Genomic DNA, 17,763 nt, shown 5'->3' on the forward strand with positions numbered 1-17,763 from the left:
CTATCATCATTTCTGAAAATAGGATTTTTGCATTACATATTTTTTTAGATTCTTGGAGGATTGTAACTATCATCATCATTTCTACGCTTTTGAGGTTGCTCTTCTGGATTGGCTATTGACTCTCGCATAAGTGTATCGGCTTGCATATTTCGAAGTCTTTGATAATCCATAATTCCAAAGTTACCATTTCGTAAGGCTTCTGAAAGTGCTTTCGGAACTTCTGCTTCTGCTTCAATTACTTTTGCTCTTGATGCTTGTGCTTTTGCTTTCATTTCTTGCTCTACTGCAATCGCCATTGCTCTTCTTTCTTCGGCTTTTGCTTCGGCAACTCTAAGGTCTGCGTTCGCTTGTTCGATTTGAAGTTTTGCACCAATATTTTCTCCTACGTCAATATCTGCAATATCAATAGACAAAATTTCAAATGCTGTTCCTGCATCCAATCCTTTTTCTAAAACCAATTTTGATATTCTATCAGGATTTTCTAAAACATCTTTATGAGAGTGAGAAGAACCTACTGCTGTTACAATACCCTCACCAACACGAGCCAAAATAGTTTCTTCACCTGCACCACCAACAAGTTGAGCAATATTTGCACGAAGTGTAACACGAGCTTTTGTGATCAGTTGAATACCATCTTGTGCTACCGAAGTAACTGCATTAGTGGTAATTACTTTTGGATTAACAGAGATTTGAACAGCTTCTGAAACATCTCTACCTGCCAAATCAATTGCAGCAGCTTGTTTAAAACTCAAATCAATATTTGCTTTATCGGCTGCAATCAATGCTTTTACAACTTCTTCAACGCTACCACCAGCCAAAAAGTGGGTTTCTAGGTCAGAGGCTGTAATTTCTTTTAATCCTGCTTTACTAGCATTAATAAGAGGCAAAACAATTTTACGTGGACGAACATTTCTGATTCGCATCGCTACTAGCTCTAATAAACCCAAACGAACTCCTGAGAAAATAGCTGTAATCCATAAATTAACGGGAATGTAGGTTCGGATAACATAGGCAAGTCCTAATACGATTATACCGAGAATACTAAATAGAATAATCTGTTCTGTCGACATAGTGTTTTTTTATAATGTTTAAATGAAGTAGCAATTTAATAAATTGTTGTGAAACAAATGAATTTTTTATTTTAAAAAACTGATTCAAACCAAGATTCTATAAAACGTTTTTTCTAAAAAAGATATATTTGCTTTAAACACCAAACTAAAAAAATACTTTATAAAAACTAAAATCAAATCATATTAAGTAACTGAGCAAAATTATTTATATACAAATGGAATCTGTCTGACATCTCAAAGGTGTATTGACAGTTTAAACTTCCACTTTCTAATTTTTTTCTTAGATATGTTTTATTTTGCTCAGTTAATTATTTATGTGCATTTAATTTATTAGTGTCATTACACTAAAAAAGGCGACATTTTTTGTAAAAAGAAGAATTTACAAATCCGACCTTAACAAACTGACCCCAATGCCTAACTTATCATAATTTTTACAACACCACCATTTATTGGTAATAAGAGTTTTCTGTATTAGAATAATTTATATTTTTTTCAACTCTCTATATTACAAAATACAATTGACGTTTTTATTTAAAAATATTCACAAATCCATATAATTCACTTCTTTTTGAAAGAAAAATAAAATTTTTGTTTGAATTGTCACAAAAAATTAGAATTTTAGATGTTCTAATGCACAAATTCAATTTACAATTTAATTTTATCCCTCTTTAATGGAAAATATCATTTATCTAGTACCTCTTTTTGGGGTTCTTGCGCTTATTTATACAGCCATTCGTTCGGCTTGGGTCAGCAAACAGCCTGCTGGCGACGAAAGAATGACCACAATTGCTCGCTACATTGCCGAAGGTGCAATGTCATTCTTAAAGGCTGAGTACAAAGTTATGGCTGGTTTTGTAGTCATTGCTTGTTTGGGTTTGTTTTTCTTAGGAATGACAAATGCTAATTCACATCCTGCTATTGTAGGTTCATTTATTATTGGTGCTTTTTTTTCTGCATTAGCTGGTTTTATCGGAATGCGTATCGCTACAAAAGCGAATGTAAGAACAGCAGAAGCTGCAAAAACAAGTCTTGCTAAAGCCTTAGATGTTTCTTTTGCAGGTGGTGCAGTTATGGGAATGGGCGTTGCTGGGTTGGCTATTTTGGGAGTAGGCTCTCTTTTTATTGCTTTTTACTGGTATTTTGTGCAGCGTGTAGGCGCAGGAGTAAATGGCTTGGAAATGGAAATGGCTCTTGAAGTTTTGACAGGGTTTTCTTTGGGTGCTGAAAGTATTGCTCTTTTTGCTCGTGTAGGAGGAGGAATTTATACAAAAGCAGCCGATGTAGGAGCTGACCTTGTTGGAAAGGTAGAAGCAGGAATTCCTGAAGATGACCCTCGTAACCCTGCCACAATTGCCGATAACGTAGGTGACAATGTAGGAGATGTAGCAGGAATGGGGGCAGACCTTTTTGGTTCGTATGTAGCCACTATTTTGGCTGCCATGATTTTGGGTAGAGAAATTAAAGTTTTTGATGAGTTCAATGGACTTTCTCCAATTTTATTACCAATGATGATAGCAGGTTTGGGAGCAATTTTTTCTATGGCTGGTGCTGCATTAGTTCGTGTAAAAGAAGGTGGAAATGTACAAACGGCTCTAAATATTGGAAACTGGGCAGCTATTTTACTTACTGTAATTGCATCTTATTTCTTAGTAGATTGGATGTTGCCTGAAACTCTAGAATTTAGAAAGTTTAGATTTACTTCAATGGGTGTTTTTTATGCTATTGCAATAGGTCTTGCCGTAGGTGCAGCAATGTCTTATATTACAGAATATTTTTGTTCGATGGGAAAAAGACCTGTAAACTCTATTATTAAACAATCTGCAACAGGTGGAGCAACCAATATTATTGCAGGTTTGGCTGTCGGAATGCACTCTACAACGCTTCCAACGCTTGTTTTGGCTGCTGGAATTGTAGGAGCTTATGCAGTAGCTGGGTTTTATGGTGTTGCTATGGCAGCAGCAGGGATGATGGCAACAACAGGAATGCAGCTTGCCGTTGATGCCTTTGGTCCTGTGGCTGATAATGCTGGTGGAATTGCAGAAATGAGTCATTTAGCTCCTGAAGTGCGTGAGCGTACAGATATTTTAGATGCAGCAGGAAATACTACGGCTGCTGTAGGAAAAGGATTTGCTATTGCTTCGGCTGCTCTTACTTCACTTGCTCTTTTTGCTGCCTTTGTTGGTATTTCTGGAATTAGTGCGATTGACCTCTATAAAGCTCCTGTTTTGGCTGGACTTTTAGTAGGTGCAATGATTCCTTTTGTGTTTTCAGCGTTGGCAATTTCTGCCGTAGGTCGTGCAGCTATGGAAATGGTTAAGGAGGTTCGTCGTCAATTTAGAGAAATTAAAGGAATTATGGACGGAACAGGAACACCTGATTACGACCGTTGTGTTCAGATTTCTACAAAGGCTGCCATTCGTGAAATGATGTTGCCTGGGGCGATTGCGATTATTGTTCCTATTGTTATCGGTTTCGGATTTAAAGGCGTTTTTGCAAATGTGAGTTCTGCCGAAATTTTGGGTGGACTTTTAGCAGGTGTTACTTCGTCTGGAGTTTTGATGGCAATGTTTCAGTCAAATGCTGGTGGAGCGTGGGATAATGCTAAAAAATCATTTGAAAAAGGAGTTGAAATTGATGGAAAAATGTATTACAAAGGTTCTGAACCCCATAAGGCTGCCGTTACAGGTGATACAGTAGGTGATCCTTTCAAAGATACTTCTGGTCCTTCAATGAATATTTTGATTAAACTTATGTCTATTGTTTCTTTGATTATTGCTCCTCACATTAGCGTAAATGAAGGAAATCATTCAGAATTAGAAATTCCTGTTCCAAAAATTATTCAAGTAGAGAATAGTCAAAAGAATACGCAAAAATCTGATTTAGCTTTTAATTCTAATACTAGTAAAATTATTATTTCTAATTTTAAGAAATAGTTTAAAATAGTCTGAGATAAGTTTTTGATATATCACTGTCTAGTCCTGAAATAGTGTTACAGTTTTTTAGATAGATTAAATATATATCAGGCAGTCTTAAGATTGTCTGATTTTTCTTTTTTATAGGTTCTTATTTCAATATTTTCCTTTTGATGTGTTTGCTCTGGTGTTTGCATATATAAAGAAAAATGAGGTCTTTCTTGATTATATATTTGTACACTTTGTTGTACTAATTGTTTCATCCAAGTCAAATACGATTGTTGAGTTTCTAGTAAAAACTCTTGTTTGAGAATACCATTGACACGTTCTGCTACTGCATTTTCGTAAGGGTCATAACATTCTGTCATACTACAACGAATACGATTTTTAGTTAAAATCGTCTGATATTCATCACTACAATATTGGACACCTCTATCTGAATGATGAATCAATTCTCGTAACGGATAATTTCTGTTTTTCAATGCCATTTTTAAAGCATTTGAACAACCAACAGTCTCTAAGCTATTAGAAACATCAAAACCAACTATTTTCTTTGAATACGCATCAGTAACCAATGCCAAATACATCGGATTTTCTCGTGTTCCAATATAGGTAATATCACTTACCCAAACTTGTTCTGCTCCATCTACCTTCAAGTTTGCAATTAAATTTTTATGCTTTTTGAAACGATGAAAGGAGTCTGTAGTAACATGATACCTCCGTTTAGGTAAAATAAGAAGATGATTAGCTTCCAAAATACGAAATAGTTTATCTCGTCCCACTTTTAAAGCCTTTAAAGGAATTTTTAAAATGTGGTAAAGTTTACGAGTACCCACTCGTGGCATTCGATGTCTAACTTCTTTGACTAAATCAACTACTTTTTGAGCTAATTCTTTGTATTTATCTGTCCGAAATAAAGAATAATAATATACCCGTCTAGATATCCCAAGCAATTTACAGGTCTTTTCAATACTGGTTGCAGGCTGTTCACTAAATGAACTAACTACTTGGGGTTGGAGTTTTTTCGTATAGAAATTTTATATTCTTTTTCGGCTAAGTCAATCATCATGTCAAACAAAATGGCTTTCTTATCTAAGGTAGATAATTCTTCTTGTAGAGTGGCATTTTGTTTTTTAAGAAGACGAATTTCCTGCTCTTGTTCCATTAAACGTTGTTCTGCTGTTTTCATAGGACGAATTACTTTATAAGAATGATCAAAATTACCGTATTTTTTTAACCAGTTCACAACAGTATGACGACATTGAATACCATAATTCCGTTGTGCTTGAGTTATTGTAAAAAGACCTTGTTCTATTTCCTTAACTACTTGAAGTTTGAACTGCATGGTATAGTCTTTCTGTGTACGTTTTACATAGGTACGTTCCATAATAAAATTGGTTGTGTAACACTATGTTAGGACGAGACACACTTTTCAGCAAAAAACCTTTTACTCTCCTAAAGTAAAAGGTTTTTTTTATAGTTGATATTTCTCCTATTGATTACTCTCTATTTTTTAAAAATCCAAACCTGGGAAATAAGCTGCTTCGCCTAATTCTTCCTCTATTCTGAGAAGTTGATTGTATTTTGCCATACGGTCAGAACGAGAAGCCGAACCTGTTTTGATTTGTCCTGTATTGAGTGCAACTGCCAAGTCTGCAATTGTATTGTCTTCTGTTTCTCCACTTCTATGCGACATAACGGTTTTATATTCGTTTCTATGTGCAAGATTTACAGTATCAATTGTTTCTGTTAGTGTTCCGATTTGATTTACTTTTATCAACACCGAATTAGCTACTTGCTTTTCAATTCCTTCTTGTACTCGTTTTACATTCGTTACAAAAAGATCATCTCCAACTAATTGAACTCTATCGCCAACAAGTTGAGTTAGTTTTTGCCATCCACTCCAATCATCTTCATCCATTCCATCTTCAATTGACAAGATAGGATATTGCTTGCACCAATCTGCCCAATATTCAGCCATTTGGTCAGAAGTAAGTTTGTCGCCAGTTGACTTATGAAAATGATATACTTTTTCTTTTGCATCATAAAATTCTGAACTTGCAGCATCAAGAGCAATAAATACATCTTTACCAGCTTGGTAACCTGCTGCTTCAATGGCTTGTAAAACAACTTCAATCGCTTCTACATTTGAGCGAAGATTTGGAGCAAATCCTCCTTCATCACCTACATTTGTAGAAAGTCCTTTTTTCTTCAAGACTGTTTTTAAGTGATGAAAAATTTCTGTTCCCATTCTCAATGAATCTGAAAAACGCCTTGCGCCAACAGGCATAATCATAAACTCTTGAAAATCAATAGCATTGTCAGCGTGCGAACCTCCATTCAAAATATTCATCATTGGCAAAGGAAGTGTGTTTGCATTTACACCACCAATATAACGATACAAAGGAAGATTTGCTTCTTTTGCAGCAGCTTTTGAAAGAGCAAGCGAAATACCAAGCATTGCATTTGCACCCAATTTTGATTTATTGGGTGTTCCATCAATCTCAATCATCAGTTTATCAACAATATTTTGGTCAAAAACTGAAAAACCAATAAGCTCAGGTGCAATAATTTCATTTACATGTTTTACAGCTTGTAACACTCCCTTTCCTAAGTAAGCTGTTTCATCATTATCTCTAAGTTCGACAGCTTCGTGTTTTCCTGTCGATGCACCAGAAGGAACGGCAGCACGTCCCATATTTCCTTTTGAAGTATGCAAATCTACTTCAATAGTTGGATTTCCTCTTGAATCTAAAATCTGACGTGCGTGAATATGCTGAATTTGAGCCATGAATAAAATTTGTTTTTTGGAATGAATATGAGTAAAGATTGGAAACTTATTATTTCGATACAAAAATAAGTACGATAATGCAAAGGTAGTTTCTTAATTGAAAAATGGCAAGTTTGAACCTAAATCTATCTCTATCTTTAAGTTAGCTTAGTATTATTTGTAAAAATGTAGCAGAAAAAGATATAAGTAGGTGTTTTAGATTTAAAAAATCTGAATAATTATTTGGATAAATCTTTTTCTAACTAGATTTTTGATTAAATTGAAACTAAAACTATTTGCTTTTCTTAAAAGTTGAAGAAGTAGAAGTAACTTAAGAATAAATAATAGATACACTATTTTTATTGGTATTGCTACACTCAAACATAACAAATACTATATTATTTTTCTATAAAATAGATTTTTACAAGCTAACTTTATAGAAAAATTATCTTCTTAAAACAGCTTTAAAATAGATAACACATACTCACTAAAAGACTTTATTAGCTAATTTATGTTTGTTAGCTAAACCAATTTGAATTTATGCGTAAAAAAATTAGAGAACGACTCAAAAAAACTTCTCATCGAATCCGTAATCACAGACGAATAGAGGGTTTTGAGCGTTTTTTGGGAAATGTTCATTTTAGGAAAAACCCAGAATTTAATTTGTATTTAATTTTAGGAATTTTTTTTTCTAAGATACAAAAAGATGCCGTTCCTGACCGTGCCAGTGGGATTGCTTTTAATCTTACTTTAGCTATTTTTCCATTTGTAATCTTTTTGTTTACTCTTATTCCTTATTTACAAATTCCAGATTTAGAAGAACGTATCTTTACAGAACTCAATGCCATTGTTCCTAATGGGATTTACGCTTTTATAGACACAACCATTTATGATATTGTCAGCAAACAGCGAGGAGGACTTTTATCTTTTGGTTTTGTGGCTGCACTTTTTGCTGCAACAAGTGGAACAATTGGTTTTATGGATGCTTTTAGCCGTTCACAGCGAATTATTGATAAGCGAAATTTTATCAAAAAAAGAATTACAGCTCTTAGCTTAACACTTATTTTTACAGTTCTTTTATTGCTTACCATTGTCTTAATTATTGTAGGCGAATACCTACTCAATTTCTTGATTTTTCATGACCTCATGAGTCAAGACGGACTCTATTACAGCATTCAAATTCTGAGATATATTGTTGCCTTTTTAATTATTCTTCTTACCCTTTCTATGTTGTATCGTTTTGCACCAGCTCTTAAAATTCCTTGGCGTACGTATGGTGTAGGTGCAATTTTGGCTTCTTTTTCGTGTGTTGCTGTTTCAGTAGGATTTTCCTATTATATAAATTACTTTAATACTTATAATAGATTGTATGGTTCGATTGGAACTTTCGTAGGATTTATGTTTTGGCTCTTTGTTATTTCTTTAGTTATTCTTTTTGGTTTTGAGATAAATGTAAGCATAGAAAAAGCACGAAAAATAGCCGTCAGAAGACGTAGAGTATGGCGAGAAAGCATAGCTAAAGATTTAGAACTACAAGACAAGGAAAAACAGGAAGAAGCAAAAATAATAAATGAACCACAAAAAGCAGAACCAGACAAAGAAACAGAAGCTGAAGAAAATAAGATTAAAGAAGAAACAGAAAATAAAAATGAAGAGAAAGACTAGAGAAGATAAAGACTAGAAAAGACTAGATTTAACATCAATCAAATTAGAACTATACTTATCTATCTTACCTTACTGATGAGCGCATAAAAAAAACTCTTTCCCAAACTGTCTTTTTAGTTTTGATTAGTTTTGAGAAAGAGTTTTTTATACGTTTGGAGGAAATTAATTTCCTCCACTACTTCCACCTGTTGTTGTTCTTAGTGGTTTTTTATAATCTTTGTTTCTAATTGATTCAATAAACTTCGACCAAGCAAACGGATTTAGAAGAGGAATAGAAGGCGCAAAAAACTTATTATTTCTTGAATTGAGATTTTGTTGCATCAAATATCTATAATTCGAATTAGCATTCATTGGCATATTTGCAGCCATTTGATTAAGCCTTTCACTATCCAAATTTTCTTTCATTTGTTCTATAAGTGGGTCAGAGGTATCCATTGCCAAAACCATGTCTTTAAACTCTGTCGAATTTTTATATGGCAAAACAACAATTTCATTTAACATCTGAATATTTTCTTTCAAATCTATCACAACAGAATATAAAGGTTCTCCTCGCTTAGGAATCACTATTTTTGAACTTTTATAGCCTACTGCACTTACCATAACAGTATCGCCTTCCATAGCTGGCATCGAAAAATAACCTAGCGCATTTGTTACACTTCCTCGTCCTGCTCTAGGAATATAAATATGCACGCCCGAAACACCATACAAACTATCGCCCTCCACTACAATTCCTGAAAAACGAACCATTTGATTCTCTCCTTGTCCAAAGGAAAAAGATGAAAAATAAGTAGTAGAAATAAATACAATTAGAAAAGTAATTCCATATTTTAGAATCGAATTTTTAATTGAAGTTTTTGTAAAATTTGCAATTTGGCTCATAGCTTATTTAGTTAGTGTTTCTTTTTATTTAACCAAAAATTTCATTCTAAGTAAAAAATTTTGAATCAATAATTATGTTGAAAGTATTTTTTTAGTCAATTTATTCTACTAAGATAATAGATTTTTATATCCTTTTGTTAGGTTGGTTGTAGATTTATGTTAGATTTTTATATTTTTAATTCAAATGATATAGAATTGTTTGTGCAAAGGGAGAAAAGTGAGCTGTTTTTTGATTTGCTTTTTGCAAGCCTTCATTTGTCCAACTATTGCAAGTATAGAATAAATGATAATTACCTTTTGCTTCAAAAAAATAGTCAGAATTAGAATATCCTTTTTGTGGTAACCGAATAAATTTTGTCTGATTAGTTATATGCTGCACTTTACTTTCGGAATCTTCTCTTACAGTTCGGAAACTCATTGTAATATGTTGCAATAACTTCTGATATTCCTCTTTTTTTAACTTTATTTTCTTACAGTTTTCATTTTCTAATAGGTTATTTTTATAAAAATCTAAGTGCATAAGTGTTTCAGAGGGAACAAAAGCAGCATTCAAACACGCAGAAACAGAGGGAAAACCTCCATTATAAGATTCATTATAAAAACCTTTATCTCCCCAACCAACAGAAAGCCATTTATAAGAATTAGTTTTTCCTAAATAAGAATTAAGGATAGAATCTTGACTGAGAACTTTGAAAAAATCAGTTTCAATTTGAATAGGAATAACAATATCAGTATGTAATCCATTTGAGGTCACATAAATCTCTATCTCATTTTTTTCTAAATTAGAGTTTGATGCTTTTGGTTTGACAGTCCAAATATAACCTCCAATAAGCACAAAGAGTAGATAAAAAGAAATGCTAAAGAGAATAATTTTGAAACTCCAACGCAGAAAACAGAATAAATAGTTTTTTTTACGACTCATTTTTGTAAGAATTATTAAGTTGAGATTAAATTAACTTACTCACTAGATGTCATAAGTTCAGAAAATCCATAAATTCAAATTATTGCTTACCTATTCTTTTTTCTTGAACTCAAAAAAAGAGGCTGTCCGAAAAGGTCAGCCTCTTTTTATGCAGCTATTTTTTGTAATTCTTCTTTTTGGTTGATTTTTTTGATGATGCAAACAAATTTTGTCTTTTGGTGATTTTTTTGAGTATAAAAAAAGGTGCAAAAAGATGATTTTTTAGAATTGAAAGTATTTTTTAGCTTATCGGCAGTTTTTGCCACCATTTTTCTAAAATTATGCCCAAGAGCCATCAATAGAAACTCCATTTCTACTTTTGCTAATCCCTTAAAAGTAAATCGATTAAACTTATTATTATATTTGAGATGCCCAAAAACAGCTTCTACTTCTATAGGGCGTTTACTGCGCTGCTCTAATCCTTTCTCACTAGTTAGTAAATTTCTAGCTTTCTCTTTTAGTTGGTTTAAACGATGATTCACTTGTATTATTCTATTGCCTTCAGCTTTATGACATAAATTGCGAAGAGGACAATCTTGACACCTTTTTGCTTGATAATAAGATACTTGCGATTCGTATCCATTACTTGAAGTACGTTTTCCATCTCTTATTTTCTTCATTCTTTGCCCCATCGGACAGACATAAAAATCTAATTCTTTGTTGTAAAATAAATTCTGAACTAAAAAAGGATTATTTTTCATTTTCCTTTTTTGCTCTTTATGGAAATAATTGTACTTAACGTAGGCAGTAATTTCTTTTTTTTCAAGTAATTCATAATTTTCTTCACTTCCATAACCTGCATCAGCTACTACTTCTTTACTTTGTTTATTGTACTGATTTTCAAATCCTTCTAAATGAGAGGATAAAGTGGTGGTATCTCCTGCCGTTTGATGAATAGAAACGTGGGTAATAAATTGATTTTCTGTGGACACTTGAGCATTATAAGTAGGTTTGAGTTGTCCATTTTTCATGTGATCTTCTTTCATCCGCATAAAAGTAGCATCCGTATCTGTTTTACTATACGAGTTTCTACAACCTAAAATTTTCAGAGACTCTTCATATTTACTTAATCTAGGAAGATATTCATCTTGCATTTTTTTTAGTTCTCTTGCCTGTTGTTTACTCGGTTCTTTTAGTTTTTTATTGATTTGAGCGAGTTTTTCTTTTAATAATTCTGAATCTAATGGAGTAGATACTTCTTCTTTATTTTCTTCTTGATTATCTGATTGAATACTACTTTCAATATCAGATAAAATTTTATTTACTTTAGTTTCTAACTTTTCTTTATTTTTTTCAATACTACCACGCCAAACAAAAGTATAACGATTAGAACAAGCCTCTATTTTTGTTCCATCAATATATTGAACATCAAGACTTACATAACCCATTTCAACCAACATTTTAACAACTTCTCCAAATAAACGATGAATGTGTGCCTTCAAAATTTTACCTCTAAAGTCATTAATTGTTCTAAAATCTGGTGTAGAATTGCCTGATAAATACATAAAATGAATATTCTCCCCAAGAGCTTTAGCTATTTTACGACAAGAATAAATATTGGATAAATAAGAATAGAATAGCACTTTAACGAGCATTCTTGGATGATAAGCTGAACAACCTCCACCTTTGTATTGAGAAATCAAATCGCTAATATCCAATGAATCAACCACCTTTTCAACTAAACGAACAGGATGGTGAGCTGGAATTTTGTCAAATATATTGACAGGAAAAAGTTCGGGCTGCTTACCACTTTGGTTTTTGAAAACTACTTTTGCCATAGGCTATATAACGTTAGTATAAAAGTATATATACCTCGAAAATAAAAAAAATTAACCATAAAAAAAAGGCTATCCGTACTTTTCGGACAGCCTCTTTTTGACGACTAAAAGTGTTTGAGAATAGATTTTATACTTTTCTGTTGCTCTGCTAAAGTAAGAAGTTTCTACTTAACATATTCCTTTTTGAGTTTATTAGGAAATACTTTTTTGAGTTTATCTACTTTCGGACTAATTATGAAAGAACAATAGCCTTGAGTTTTATTATTGTTGTAATAATTTTGATGATAATTTTCGGCTACATAAAACTTTCCTAAAGGTGTAATTTCGGTAACGATTGGTTTATCAAAAACTTTTTCCTCTGTTAATCTTTTTAAGTAAAACTCTGCTTTTTCTTTTTGCTCTTCGTTGTGGTAAAAAACGCCCGAACGATATTGTGTTCCGACATCGTTTCCTTGTCTATTAAGAGTTGTTGGGTCGTGTGTAGCCCAAAAAACTTCTAATAATTCATCAAAAGTAATTATTTCTGGATTGTATGTAATTTGTGCCACCTCTGCATGTCCTGTTGTACCAGTACAGATTTGTTTGTAAGTTGGGTCTGGCAATTGCCCCCCTGTATATCCTGAAATAACTGTATCAACGCCTTCTAAACGCTGAAAAACAGCTTCGATACACCAAAAACATCCTGCTCCAAAAGTAGCTTTTTCTAGTTTTGCATTTATGTCTGTCATAGTATTATTTTTTTCTGTTTTAGTTTTTGCTTGATTTGAGTCTATAGAATCTTTTGCATGAGCATTTTGTTTTGGCGAACAAGCACTTGCAAAAATGGCTGACAAACTCATCAGAAGTAAAATGAAGAAAGGAAGTGTAGTTTTATTTTTCATTGAGATGTTTTTTATTTTATAAATGGCTGACAATTGACTCTAAATCAATAGTCATGCTTTTTTATCCTAAAACCTTCATTTTTAAGACTTTGTTAGATGATTTATTAATTTTTGTGAGAATAAATTATACAAAAACACCATTTCATTTACTCTAAAAAATATTTTTTTATTCTGATAAGGAACTTCTTTTAATTTTTATGTGGTTGGGTGGGTGTATCAAATAATTTTTTTCAACTGCAAACTTATACAAACAATGACGTATCGGAAAAATAACTTGTCTTTAGTATCAATGATAAGGTAAACCGTCTTGTTTCTATCTTCTTTCTTATTAATTTTTTTTGAGTGGGAGCGACTAGAAATAAGAAACCTTCTATTCGCTTTGAATTGCTTTCGTTTACAAAAATAGCCGTTTTTGTACCTCCTTCGTATTGCCTTTTTGTTAGTAAAAACAGCCTAAAAAAAATGTCAATTATGGCTTTGTCAAAACTCAAACTCAAAAAAATTAGAGAAGAACAAATTCTTCAAAATTATCAAAATACACTCAAAAAAAATAAAAACACACACGTAAAATCATTACGAAAAGTAGCCAAGCAACATGCAAAAAATAGTATTTTGCCAGTTTACACTAATGAAAGAGTAAACAAATTAGTTACCTTGATGAGTTCTGGAAGCCATCGAAAAGAGTTTTCAGAAATTATAAATCTTATTGCTCAAAAAGGAAAAACTGAAACACTTTTGCAAGAAGATTATATCTTAGATGCTTTGTCTTGTGTAGCAAAAGAACATTCTTTTTTCATCAGAACTATCGAAGATTGGAAACCAAAAGGACGTAATTCTGAAAAATTGTTTGCTGATTTGGTGCGTCATCTTTTTGTAAAGTATGATATTCCTGCTTGTATGACTTCACTTTGGTTTGATAGCGAAAATAAATTGTCTAGAAGTTGGTTTATTGATGTTGGACAAGGCAAAAATGCTTCTAAATTGAATCATTTTCCTACAATTCTTACCAAAAAAGAGGCACATTATTTTACAAAAGCTCCTTCAAAGTTTACTTTCATTGCAGCCATCCGTTATGGACAAGTAAAGGCAATAGGAGGCACAACAGGTTTTATAAATAATCTTGTTCAGACTGATTTAGGAAAATATTTATATCCAAAAGAAGGTTTTTGGAAAGAAGTAATTGCTTTTTTGTTCAGAAATAATCCTACTGCTACAGCACATCAACTAGATATTGTTGTCGAATATATTTGGACTCAAAAGTTTGCTAGACTTTGGGGACAAAATACCAAAGGACAAGTAGTTCAGAAAAATCCCTCTGACCCAAATTTTGATTTGAAAGGCAGAACGTGGGATTCTCTTTGGAAAAAAGCCTTTGAATGGTTTAAAGTCGTTGGTTTTTCTCGTCAAACTCCTCAAGAATGGGCACATTTTATGATGGAAGACAATTATGTGAGAGCCAAAACAGGACAATGTTTTGTTTTTCAACAACTTCTTACCAAACAAGAGCTTTTTGAAGAAGGTAAAAATATGAATCACTGTGTAGGTTCTTATGTGAGTGATTGTAAAAACAGTAAATCAGCTATCTTTTCTATGCAAAATGTCCTTTCAAGAAATAATTCTTTGGTAACGATAGAAGTAGACCCAAAAACACGAAAAATTGTACAAACAAGTCGTCGTTTCAATCATTTTCCTTCTTCTTTTGAAAAAGAAATCATAAAAGAATGGGCAAAACAAAATAACTTAAAATTGCCTACGTATTATTAAATCAAAAGGTCTGATAAATTTAGCTTTATCAGACCTTTTTAAATATCTAAAGTCTTATGGAGTTACTGGTTCTTTTCCAAGTATCAAAAATTTATATAAGTCATTTCTAAATATCGCATCTCCCTTGTCGCTATTTGTCATAATGACAAAGCCTTTTCCTTCTTTTTCATATATCATAGCATCACATTTAAAATCGCCATTATTGCCACCATGCCCAAAGCTTTTTCCAAAAGTAGGAGAATCTCTAAAAAATAAACCTAAGCCAAAATATTCAGCAGTTCTTTTATTTATAGTTTCCTGTTCACTAGTTAATGTTTGAATTTTAAAAATTTCTTGATATGTTTCTTTTTTTAATCCTTTTTTGTTTAAAATCCCTATCAAAAATTTAGCATACGATTGTGGGTCTGTATGAAGGCTTGCTGCTGTATTCACATCTTCAGGTATATTCATTGAGGTTGGTGTTAGACCATAGTGTCCATCAGCTTTTATTTTCTCTAAGCCTCTCTCATACTTGAAATATGTATTTTTGATTTCAAAAACATCTAAAACTTCTTCTTTCAAAATTGTAGAAATATCTTTTCCTGTAATTTTAATGACCACATCTTTCAAATACTCAAAACCTGCACCTGAATACTGGAACTTAGTACCTGGCGTAAACTGAATGTTCAATTTTCCATCAGGAGTCATAAAAGCCCAATTCGGAAAACCTGTGGTATGTGAAAGAACCATTCGTGCAGTAATAAGTTTATGATTTGGGTCATCTTGAACATCTTTTGGAGCTTCATGATACAAATATAAAGGTTTGTCTAAATCAATAATTCCTCTTTCTACTAATCTCATAACAGCAAAAGTAAACATCGGTTTTGTTGTAGAAGCACCTTCAAAAACTGTCCTTTTATTTATAGGTTCTTTAGTAGAATAATTTTTATAGCCATATATATTATGAAACACAACTTCTCCACTATCAATAAGAGCTAAAGAAACTCCTGCTACTTGATAATACTCCATATAAGTACGAATAAAATTATCTACCTTAAATTCATCTTCTATACTAAGTCCGTCTAATAAGATTCCATTTTGTGGAATAATATCTTCAATTTCTGAAATATTCATTTGAAGTTTTAAAGGAGAGTTTCCATCTAGCACTAGTTTATTATTTTCAAATGACACTTTTTTATATACATTTTCAAATTTCATTAGAGCCTGTTCGAGTTTAGATACATAAAAAAGAACATCAGATTTTTTTATTAGTTAAGTTATTGATTTTCAGTTACTAATTAAAATATCAATGACTATGTTTACTAATGAATATTTATCTGATGCTCTTTGGCAATATATGAAAAAATTTATACCTTTTTCGTACTTGGAAAGAAAACGCAAACACAGTTTGTATAATATCTTTTCAGGACTATTTTACATCACTCGTTCTGGCAGTAGTTGGCGTTTACTTCCCAGTAGTTATGGTATTCCTTGGAGTAGTTTGTATGACTACTTTAGCAAATGGCAGAAGATGGGTTGGTACAAAAAACTTTTGGACAAGTTGGTCACAAGAGAACGGTTGGCTCAAGGTAGAAATGCTAAACCCTCTTTGGGTTCTATAGACTCTCAAAGTGTACAAAGTGTATATGGAGGGGAAGCTATAGGTGTAGATGGTTACAAGCTCAAAAAAGGACGTAAACGGCATATACTGGTAGATACGCAAGGAAATTTACTAGAATTAGAGATTAGTCCAGCCAATGAAGCTGACGTGAATCAACTTGCTTATCTAGCTTATTTAGCTCAATTTAGAGGAAGAAAATTCTTTAAAATTCTTGCTGATGCAGGCTATAGAAGTGCTAGTTTGGCTGCTGAAATATTTAGTCAAACAGGAGTACAAATTGAGATTGTCAATAGTCCAAGAAGAGAAAAAAAAGAGGATAAAGCATTTGTACCTCAACCCAAAAGGTGGGTAGTAGAAAGAACTTTTGCTTGGCTTAATCAAAACAGAAGACTAAAAGTAGATTATGAGAAAACTGTAGATTCTGCTAAAGCATTTGTGTATTTAGCTATGATTTTAAACCTCATAAATAAAGGGGCTAGAAGAAAGAAAAAATAAAAACTCGAACAGGCTCTTAGGGTAGTCTGCAATTCTGTCTCATAGTTTCCTTTTGGCATCTGTATTTCGAAATTTCCTAAAGAATCTATAAGTGTATTTGTCCAAAACGAATTTTGATTTAGATTATAAATTCTAATCTTTTGGGGATATACAGAAATAGTATCTACCTTCCAATCTATCTTTCCTTTGATTTTGACAAGTTTTGTTTGTTCATCTGTCAAAATAAGAGTTCCAAGCCTTCCTACATGACTACTTTTCCCTCCACTATTCGTCCAAGTTATCATTTCAAAATTTTCGTCAGTGTCCACATCTACTATCATCTGATCCATCCCTATAGCTACGCCATTTTCTAGCTTTCTATCAAGTTTTATCTTAAATTCTATTATTTTTTTACCTTTTTCAGTAATTATTTTTTTGTCTATATTTTCCCACTTAGCTGTTTTTTGTTCTCTCAACTCTTTATCCCAACTTTTAGTTAGGTCATTATTTGTCTCAAATACTTCGTTGAAAGTATATAAAATCACTCCTGAACCCTCTCTATTGTGTTTTTCATCAATATAAAAATTATAAGTATCTTGTGTATTCCAACTTGCCTCATTAGTTTGGTCTAATAAATTTTCTTGGTCTTGGATAGTAACAGCAAAATATAATTCTTGAAGTTCTTTGCTATAAGCAACTTGAAAAAAGGCTTCAAAATCCTCTTTATTCTGAATATTGTTTCCATAAGGAAACTGGTTAATAGGGTATTTTTCTATATCTTTCCAATCATCTAGTTTTCCATCTACTTGAATATTAGCTGGATAAGCAAAAGCTGTTTCAGAAGGAAGTTGAGCAAATAAATCATGAGAACATAATAATAAAGAGAAAATAAATAATAAGTATTTTTTTTGAAATATCATTTGTAAAAAAGAGTTAGTTAAGAATATTTTTTATTAAAGACAAGAACTCCTTATATAGGTTGCAAAAAGAAAACTTAAAAAGTCTTAAT

Annotated in this window: 14 protein-coding genes; 4 read left to right on the top strand and 10 right to left on the bottom strand. The window is 32.3% G+C overall.

What is annotated here, in order from left to right; genetic code table 11:
- Positions 1-44: 44 nt before the first annotated feature.
- Entirely contained in the window at positions 45-1,070 is a 1,026-nt protein-coding gene (gene floA / locus V9L05_RS03725) for a flotillin-like protein FloA (protein ID WP_338790265.1), read from the bottom strand.
- Between the two features lie 671 nt (positions 1,071-1,741).
- Between floA and V9L05_RS03730 the strand changes: the two genes are divergently transcribed.
- A complete protein-coding gene (locus V9L05_RS03730; RefSeq protein ID WP_338814429.1) occupies positions 1,742-4,003 on the top strand; it encodes a sodium-translocating pyrophosphatase in 2,262 nt (753 codons plus the stop codon).
- A gap of 86 nt (positions 4,004-4,089) precedes the next feature.
- Here the strand turns inward: V9L05_RS03730 and V9L05_RS03735 are convergent, their stop codons facing one another.
- The 3 genes from V9L05_RS03735 to eno form a co-directional block, all read right to left on the bottom strand.
- The gene (locus V9L05_RS03735) at positions 4,090-4,935 is read right to left on the bottom strand and encodes an IS3 family transposase (RefSeq protein WP_338811879.1); all 846 of its coding nucleotides are present in this window, start codon (positions 4,933-4,935) and stop codon (positions 4,090-4,092) included.
- Positions 4,936-4,985: 50 nt separating this feature from the next.
- Positions 4,986-5,369 (bottom strand): transposase, encoded by a 384-nt coding sequence (locus tag V9L05_RS03740; protein WP_338811880.1) that lies wholly within the window; start codon positions 5,367-5,369, stop codon positions 4,986-4,988.
- A 126-nt stretch (positions 5,370-5,495) separates the two neighbouring features.
- Entirely contained in the window at positions 5,496-6,773 is a 1,278-nt protein-coding gene (eno, locus tag V9L05_RS03745; protein ID WP_338814430.1) for a phosphopyruvate hydratase, read from the bottom strand.
- Positions 6,774-7,292: 519 nt separating this feature from the next.
- Here eno and V9L05_RS03750 point away from each other — a divergent pair.
- A complete protein-coding gene (locus V9L05_RS03750) occupies positions 7,293-8,417 on the top strand; it encodes a YihY/virulence factor BrkB family protein (RefSeq protein WP_338814431.1) in 1,125 nt (374 codons plus the stop codon).
- A 162-nt stretch (positions 8,418-8,579) separates the two neighbouring features.
- On the opposite strand, the gene V9L05_RS03755 is transcribed toward V9L05_RS03750, so the two are convergent.
- The 4 genes from V9L05_RS03755 to msrA form a co-directional block, all read right to left on the bottom strand.
- Entirely contained in the window at positions 8,580-9,296 is a 717-nt protein-coding gene (locus V9L05_RS03755) for a carboxypeptidase-like regulatory domain-containing protein (RefSeq protein WP_338790261.1), read from the bottom strand.
- Between the two features lie 175 nt (positions 9,297-9,471).
- Positions 9,472-10,218: a DUF2459 domain-containing protein gene (locus tag V9L05_RS03760; RefSeq protein ID WP_338814432.1), complete on the bottom strand. Its 747-nt coding sequence runs from the start codon at positions 10,216-10,218 to the stop codon at positions 9,472-9,474.
- 146 nt (positions 10,219-10,364) lie between these two features.
- Positions 10,365-12,035, bottom strand: a complete 1,671-nt coding sequence (locus V9L05_RS03765) for an IS1182 family transposase (protein ID WP_338812820.1) — start codon at positions 12,033-12,035, stop codon at positions 10,365-10,367.
- A 164-nt stretch (positions 12,036-12,199) separates the two neighbouring features.
- Positions 12,200-12,916, bottom strand: coding sequence for a peptide-methionine (S)-S-oxide reductase MsrA (msrA, locus tag V9L05_RS03770; RefSeq protein ID WP_338814433.1), 717 nt, complete (start codon positions 12,914-12,916; stop codon positions 12,200-12,202).
- A 342-nt stretch (positions 12,917-13,258) separates the two neighbouring features.
- Between msrA and V9L05_RS03775 the strand changes: the two genes are divergently transcribed.
- Complete coding sequence (locus V9L05_RS03775) at positions 13,259-14,680, top strand: PcfJ domain-containing protein (RefSeq protein WP_338814434.1); 1,422 nt, start codon at positions 13,259-13,261, stop codon at positions 14,678-14,680.
- 54 nt (positions 14,681-14,734) lie between these two features.
- On the opposite strand, the gene V9L05_RS03780 is transcribed toward V9L05_RS03775, so the two are convergent.
- The gene (locus V9L05_RS03780; RefSeq protein ID WP_338814435.1) at positions 14,735-15,877 is read right to left on the bottom strand and encodes a serine hydrolase domain-containing protein; all 1,143 of its coding nucleotides are present in this window, start codon (positions 15,875-15,877) and stop codon (positions 14,735-14,737) included.
- A gap of 97 nt (positions 15,878-15,974) precedes the next feature.
- On the opposite strand from V9L05_RS03780, the gene V9L05_RS03785 reads away from it, so the two are divergent.
- Entirely contained in the window at positions 15,975-16,775 is an 801-nt protein-coding gene (locus V9L05_RS03785) for an IS5 family transposase (protein WP_338811837.1), read from the top strand.
- Here the strand turns inward: V9L05_RS03785 and V9L05_RS03790 are convergent.
- Entirely contained in the window at positions 16,682-17,674 is a 993-nt protein-coding gene (locus V9L05_RS03790) for a hypothetical protein (RefSeq protein WP_338814436.1), read from the bottom strand. The two genes, V9L05_RS03785 and V9L05_RS03790, sit on opposite strands and share 94 nt — an antisense overlap.
- Between the last annotated feature and the right edge of the window lie 89 nt (positions 17,675-17,763).

Origin of the sequence: Bernardetia sp. Wsw4-3y2, from assembly GCF_037126295.1 — a bacterium.
GTDB lineage: Bacteria > Bacteroidota > Bacteroidia > Cytophagales > Bernardetiaceae > Bernardetia.